The sequence below is a fragment of the Roseinatronobacter ekhonensis genome, from assembly GCF_900499075.1.
In the GTDB taxonomy this organism is placed as follows: Bacteria; Pseudomonadota; Alphaproteobacteria; order Rhodobacterales; family Rhodobacteraceae; genus Roseinatronobacter; species Roseinatronobacter ekhonensis.
The window spans coordinates 129,157-136,284 of sequence record NZ_UIHC01000007.1; the positions used below are offsets into that span (position 1 = coordinate 129,157).

General features: G+C 65.1%; 5 protein-coding genes. All 5 read left to right on the forward strand.

The genetic code is table 11. The features are described 5' to 3' along the window. The first annotated feature begins 18 nt into the window (after positions 1-18). The 5 genes from ROE7235_RS05445 (at position 19) to ROE7235_RS05465 (ending at position 6,990) form a co-directional block, all read left to right on the forward strand. Positions 19-711, forward strand: coding sequence for an ABC transporter ATP-binding protein (locus ROE7235_RS05445; protein WP_245963881.1), 693 nt, complete (start codon positions 19-21; stop codon positions 709-711). Then, positions 708-3,065, forward strand: a complete 2,358-nt coding sequence (locus tag ROE7235_RS05450) for an ABC transporter permease (protein ID WP_245963882.1) — start codon at positions 708-710, stop codon at positions 3,063-3,065. Before ROE7235_RS05445 ends, ROE7235_RS05450 begins: the two co-directional genes overlap by 4 nt. Next, a complete protein-coding gene (locus ROE7235_RS05455; RefSeq protein WP_121093655.1) occupies positions 3,055-4,104 on the forward strand; it encodes a lipocalin-like domain-containing protein in 1,050 nt (349 codons plus the stop codon). The genes ROE7235_RS05450 and ROE7235_RS05455 overlap by 11 nt, the downstream gene beginning before the upstream one ends. 144 nt (positions 4,105-4,248) lie before the next feature. Beyond that, positions 4,249-6,255 carry an NADPH-dependent 2,4-dienoyl-CoA reductase gene (locus ROE7235_RS05460; RefSeq protein WP_121093656.1) on the forward strand — a complete coding sequence of 669 codons (2,007 nt, stop codon included), beginning with the start codon at positions 4,249-4,251 and terminating at the stop codon, positions 6,253-6,255. Positions 6,256-6,339: 84 nt separating this feature from the next. Beyond that, a complete protein-coding gene (locus tag ROE7235_RS05465) occupies positions 6,340-6,990 on the forward strand; it encodes a DUF6946 family protein (protein WP_121093657.1) in 651 nt (216 codons plus the stop codon). Positions 6,991-7,128 lie beyond the last annotated feature (138 nt).

A 7,128-nucleotide genomic window follows, 5' to 3' on the forward strand; every position in this document is an offset into this window, starting at 1 on the left:
GGCGCGCGGGCGCGGGCTATGCTGTGCACCAAGATGGTTGCAGGGTATGACATGTCGCTTCTGGCGCTAAAGGATATTCACAAGAGTTTCGCCAGCGCCGAGGGGCCTGTCGCCGTGCTGCAAGGTGTCTCGCTTGCGGTGCAGGCGGGCGAAGTCGTGGCCCTGACCGGCGAAAGCGGCAGCGGCAAATCGACGCTCCTGCACATCGCTGCGGGGTTGGAACCTGTGGATGCCGGACAGGTGCTGTTCGGCACGCAGGACATGGCCGCTTTGCCCGATGCAGGCCGCGCTCAGCTTCGGCGTGGCACGGTGGGGTTGGTGTTCCAGCAGTTCAATCTTGTGCCGTCTTTGAGCGTCGGGGCCAATCTGGCGTTTCAGGCACGGCTGGCGGGTAAGCATGACGCGGCTTTTTGCACCGACCTGGCGGCGCGGCTGGGCCTAGCGGACTTGCTGTCGCGCTATCCCGAACAACTCTCGGGCGGGCAGCAACAGCGCGTTGCCATCGGTCGCGCGCTCGCCGCACGTCCCGAAGTGCTGCTGGCCGATGAACCCACCGGCAACCTGGATGAGGCGACGGGTGATGCCGTCTTCGCGCTGATGCTGGAACTGGCCCGTGCGCAAGGCACCGGGCTGCTGCTGGTCACGCATTCGGCGCGCTTGGCGGGGCAATGCGACCATGCGATCCACCTGCGCAACGGGCGGCTGGCATGACGCTGCAAGCGCTTTTGTCGCATTGGGCGCGCAACAAGATGCAACTGGCGATGCTTTTGGCAGGGCTGACGCTGGCAACCGCTTTGTGGTCGGGCGTGCAGGCGCTGAACGCGCAGGCGCGCGGGGCGTATGCGACGGCCGCTGCGCTGGTTTCCACCGATGGCGCTGCGCGGCTGGAGTCCCCCTCGGGCCAGTTACCGCAAGCGCTCTTTGTCGAACTGCGGCGCGCCGGTGTGCTGGTATCGCCGGTGGCCGAGGGAAGGTTCATCATGGGTGATACCCGCGTGACCTTGCTGGGGATCGAACCCCTGACCGCCCCTCCCGGAACCGCCGCAGCCCTGGCGGATGGTGATCTGCAAGGGTTCCTGTCGGGCGGTGGATACGCCCACCCCGAAACGGTGGCGCAGATCGGCGCATCCGACATGGCGCTGACCCCGTCGCAAGCCGTGCCCGTGGGCACTGTTCTGGTCGATATCGGCACCGCGCAAACCGCCTTGGGAATGGCGGACCAAATCAGCCACCTGATGCTGACCGGCCCCGCGCCAGACGCTATGCCCGAGGGGCTGCGCATGGCCCAAGCCGATGCGGGCGCGGAACTGGACGGGCTGACCGACAGTTTCCACCTGAACCTGACCGCGTTCGGCGCGCTGGCCTTTGCTGTGGGCCTATTCATCGTGCATTCTGCGGTGGGGCTGGCGTTCGAGCAACGGCGCGGGTTGTTCCGCACCCTGCGCAGCCTTGGCGTGCCGCTGCGGTCACTGACGCTTGCGTTGGCACTGGAACTGGCGCTGATGGCGCTGATTGCGGGGCTGGCGGGGCTTGGCTTGGGCTATGTGATGGCTGCGGCCTTGTTGCCCGATGTCGCGGCCACCCTGCGCGGGCTATACGGCGCGCCGGTGCCGGGCAGTTTGCAATTCAGCCCGGTCTGGGCGCTGGCGGGTCTGGCGATGGCCTTTGCCGGGGCAGGCTTGGCGGGCGGGCAGGCGCTTTGGCGCTTGTGGCACATGCCGGTTCTGGCGCCAGCCCAACCGCGCGCATGGGCAATCGCGTCGGGCCGCGCGATGCGCTGGCAGGTGGTTGGGGCCTTGGCACTGGGCGCGCTGGCCTTTGTGCTGGGCGTGTTCGGCTCTGGCCTGTTTGCCGGTTTCGCGCTATTGGCGGCGGCACTATTGGCGGCGGCCTTACTAACGCCTGCGGCCTTGGCGCTGTGCCTGCGCATGGCCGCGCGCTTGGCCCGCGCGCCGGTGGTGCAATGGTTCTGGGCTGATAGCCGCCAGAACCTGCCGCGCCTGTCGCTCGCGCTGATGGCGCTGATGCTGGCGCTGGCGGCCAATATCGGCGTGGGCACCATGGTCGCCAGTTTCCGCGCCACGTTCATCGGCTGGCTGGACCAGCGGCTGGTCGCGGAAATGACCGTCACCCCTCGCGATGCCGCGCAGGCGCGCGAGCTGGAAGCGTTCTTAACCTCGCGCGTCGATGCTGTCCTGCCCCTGCGCCGCGTGGATGCCACACTCGCGGGCCAGCCGGGTGCGGTTTACGCCATGCGCGACCACGCCACGTTCCGCGACAACTGGCCGCTGATACAGGCGGCGGCGGACTCGTGGGACCGGCTGGCAGGCGAACAGGGCGCGCTGATCAACGAGCAACTCGCCCGTCGCGCGGGGCTATGGCCGGGTGATCGCGTGGCGCTGCCCGGTGCGGGCGATGTCGCGATCCTTGGAGTCTACCCCGACTACGGGAACCCGCTGGCGCAGGCCATTGTGACAGAGGACTGGTTCGACCGTCTGTATCCCGACACGCCCACGCGGCAACTGGCCATCCGCACCGATGACCCCGATGCAACCCGCGCCGCCCTGCTGGACGAATTCGGCCTGACCGCGCAGGCGATCACCGACCAGGCGCAGGCTAAAGCGCTGTCGCTGGCGATATTCGAGCGGACTTTCCTGATCACCGGCGCGCTGAATGTGCTGACGCTGTCGGTCGCGGCCTTGGCCCTGTTCGCCACTTTGGTCACGCTGTCGGGCCTGCGCTTGGTGCAGCTTGCGCCCCTTTGGGCCATGGGCCTGACCGTGCGACAGCTTGCCGGGCTGGAACTGGCCCGCGCGCTGGTTTTGGCCGGGCTGACCATGGTGCTTGCCCTGCCCGTGGGCCTGATGCTGGCGCAGGTGTTGCTGGCCGTGATCAACGTGCAGGCGTTTGGCTGGCGCCTGCCCTTGCAGATATTCCCTGCCGACTGGGCACGCTTGGCGTTTTGGGCCGGGCTTGCGATGCTGGCGGCCAGCGCATGGCCCGCGTGGCGGCTGTGGCGCGGCGGCGGGGAACCATTGCTGAGGGTGTTTGCCTATGAACGTTAAAGTCCTGCTTTTCTGCCTGCTTCCAGCCGCGCCCGTGCTGGCGCAGGGGTTCGCGGGCCTTGGCACAGACGCCGAGGGTTTCGCCGTCCCCGAACGTGGCCGCGCGCTACAATTCCCGCGCGACCACGGCGCGCATCCCGACTACCGTATTGAATGGTGGTATCTGACCGCCACCTTGCAGGACGCGGATGGCCGCGACTATGGCGCGCAATGGACCTTGTTCCGCTCAGCCCTTGCCCCCGGAGAGAGCGAAGGCTGGGACAGCCCGCAGGTCTGGATGGGCCATGCGGGGCTGACCACGCCCGATACCCATTTCAGCGCCGAACGGTTCGCGCGCGGGGGCATTGGGCAGGCGGATGTCGCCGCCGCGCCCTTTGCCGCCCGGATCGACGACTGGCACATGACCAGCACCGCCCCCGACGGGGCCGATGCCTATTCCGCGCTTCAGATCGCTGCGCGCGACGCGGATTTCGGCTATGACCTGCGGCTAGAGGCCAATGGCCCCTTGGTGCTGCATGGACAGGACGGCTACTCGGTGAAATCCGCTGCCGGGCAGGCCAGCTATTACTACTCGCAGCCCTTCTACAGCGTGACCGGCACGCTCGATCTGCCGGGTGGCCCGGTCGCGGTGACAGGCCAAGGCTGGCTGGATCGCGAATGGTCCAGCCAACCCCTTGCTAGCGACCAGACGGGGTGGGACTGGTTCTCGATCGTGCTGGAAGACGGCCACCGCCTGATGGGTTTTCAGTTGCGCGGCCGCCAGACCTTCACCGCAGGCACATGGATCACGCCCCAGGGGCAGGCCACCGCCTTGCCCGATGGCGCGCTGTCCTTCACCCCGCAAGGCACCGCGCAAGTGGCAGGGCGTGACATTCCCGTGCGCTGGCAGATCGACTGGCCGGAACAGGGGCTGTCGCTGCAAACAGCGCCGGTGAACCCGCAATCCTGGATGGACCTGACCGTCAGCTACTGGGAAGGTCCGATTCGTGTCACCGGCAGCCATGACGGGCGCGGCTATCTGGAGATGACCGGCTATTGAGATCGCCTGTATTTCATCTTGCCAAAAATACTCATGACCCAGCAGCGGCCAGAAGCGCCGCGCGCCTACACCTTGACGCCGCGTTGCGCTGGACCGGGCGGCCACTGCACGGCTAGGATCGCGCGACAGCCATAGGAACCGCCCATGTCACCCTACCCCAATATGCTTGCGCCCTTGGACCTTGGTCATACCACGCTGAAAAACCGCGTGCTTATGGGGTCCATGCACACGGGCCTTGAGGAGCGGGGCGATTGGACCCGTGTTGCCGAATATTACGGCGAACGCGCGCGCGGCGGCGTCGGGCTGATCGTGACCGGAGGCATGGCGCCCAATGCCGAAGGCGGCGTTTTTCCGGGGGCGGCGGGGCTGTATACGCCGCAGGACATCGCCAACCACCGGGTCGTGACCGACCGTGTCCATGCAGAGGGCGGCAAGATCGCCATGCAGATCCTGCATGCGGGCCGCTATGCCTATGGCCCTGATTGTGTTGCCCCGTCTGCGCTCAAATCCCCTATCAGCCCGTTCAAACCCCGCGCATTGGACGAAGACGGGATCGAAAAACAGATCGCAGACAGTGCCACCGCAGCCGCCCGCGCCCAAGAGGCGGGCTATGACGGGGTAGAGGTGATGGGGTCCGAGGGGTATTTCCTCAACCAGTTCCTGTGTGCCGCCACTAACCACCGCACCGACCGCTGGGGCGGGGATTATGCGAACCGGATGCGCCTTCCGGTCGAGGTGGTGCGCCGCGTGCGCGAAACCGTAGGCCCCGATTTCATCTTGATCTACCGCATCTCGCTGATCGACCTTGTTCCGGGCGGGCAAAGCTTTGACGAGGTCTTGCGCCTTGCCCACGCGATAGAGGCGGCGGGCGCCAGCATCCTCAACACTGGTATTGGCTGGCACGAGGCGCGGGTGCCCACCATTGCGACATCGGTGCCACGCGGCGGCTGGGCGTGGGTCACGCGCAAGCTGATGGGGCAGGTGGGCATCCCAGTGATCACCTCGAACCGCATCAACACGCCGGATCTGGCAGAGGAATTGCTGGCCGAAGGGGCCGCCGACATGGTGTCCTTAGCGCGCCCCTTTCTGGCCGATCCCGAATTCGTGGCCAAGGCTGCCGCCGGTCGGACCAAGGAAATCGCGCCCTGCATCGCCTGCAATCAGGCCTGTCTGGATCACACGTTTCAGGGCAAGATCTCCAGCTGTCTGGTCAACCCCCGCGCAGGGCATGAAACCGACCTGAACTATACGCCCACAAACACCCCCAAACGCATCGCGGTGGTCGGCGCTGGGCCGGCCGGGCTGATGGCGGCACTGGTGGCCGATCAGCGCGGGCATGATGTGACCTTGTACGAGGCCGACGCCCGCATAGGTGGTCAATTGAACATGGCCCGCGTCATCCCGGGCAAGGAAGAATTCCACGGGCTGGTCGACTGGTTTGCCACCATGATCGCAAGCTCTGGTATCGCGTTGCATCTGAGCACGCGCGCCGCGCCGGAAGCCCTTGCTGCATTTGACGAGGTCATCATCGCCACCGGCGTCACCCCCCGCGATCCGGCCATTGACGGGCAGACCGCCCCCCATGTCCTGCGCTATACCCAAGTCCTGCGCGACAAAGCGCCGGTTGGTGCGCGGGTCGTCGTGGTCGGCGCGGGTGGTATCGGGTTCGACGTGGCCGAATACCTTGCCCATCAAGGCCCCAGCGCCACGCTGGATCTGCCCCTCTGGCAACGTGAATGGGGCGTGACCGATCCCGCAACTGCCCCCGGCGGTCTGGCCCCGGATGGCCCCGACCCCACGCCGCCCGCACGCCAGATCACGCTTGTGCAGCGCAAGCCCGGCAAACCGGGCAAAGGGTTGGGGAAAACAACCGGCTGGATTCACCGCGCCAGCCTTGCCGCCAAGGGTGTGACCATGCTGGGGGGCATGGCTTACAAGCGAATCACCGCGGAAGGGCTTGTGGTCGAACGCGACGGCGCGGAACAGCTTTTACCCGCAGATACGATCGTTTTGTGCACCGGCCAAGACCCGCTGCGCGATCTCGCCAATGCCCTGCCACATGCCCATGTCATTGGCGGGGCCGATGTCGCAGCCGAACTCGACGCGAAACGCGCCATTGACCAAGGGGCACGTCTGGCGGCAGCACTGTAATAGTACCGTTAATGCAGTGTTTTCGGCAAACCCTTATCCTTCTACAGTCCTGTCCGCGATTTCCCCGGCTAGTGAGACTTCAATATGATCCTGATCCCGACGACCGGCGCAGATGACTGGCAAAGATTTCTCGCTGACCCAGAAAAGCAATGGCGGCGCGGATATTCCGCGATGGCTGCTGCGCTCTCGTGGGAGTCAGCGGACGGTCTTCCGGCCGAACTTGCTGCGGTTATTGGTGAGGATCCGGAGCTGTTGCTTGCTATACCAGAGCACAAGGTTTGGTTGCCCGGCGGGGGCAGAGCGAGCCAATGTGATGTTTTCGCGCTCGTCAAATCCGGAGGCGATCTCATCGCTGTTGCGGTCGAAGCAAAAGTTAAAGAGCCTTTCGGTCCCACAATTGGAGAATGGATGAGAGACGCAAGCCCGGGAAAACTTGAGCGCATATCGGCAATCTGCCATGTGCTCGGCCTTTCTGAACGTCCCCCAGACCATTTGCGCTACCAGCTATTTCATCGGACCGCGGCAGCAGTCTATGAGGCAAGACGATTCAACGCCGGGCGTGCTGCGATGATCGTACAATCGTTTTCTCAAGAGCACCTCTGGTTCTATGACTTCCGCGCATTTGCTCAGCAATTCGGAATGCTCGAAGACCTCGGAGAAATGCTCGATTGCGGACTTCCATGTGGTATGCGCCTCTCGCTCGCTTGGGCGGTAGGGGCTCCAGAGTTTCTCTAACAGGCATTCCTTAGAGCGCGTCCGGTTTGACCAGATTCAGGATTCCCTTACTTCATGATCCATGATTCCATGTCTTTGAGCAGATATGGAGATAACAGATGGGCAAACCACATCCACTTGCGTTGCGAGAGCGCGTTG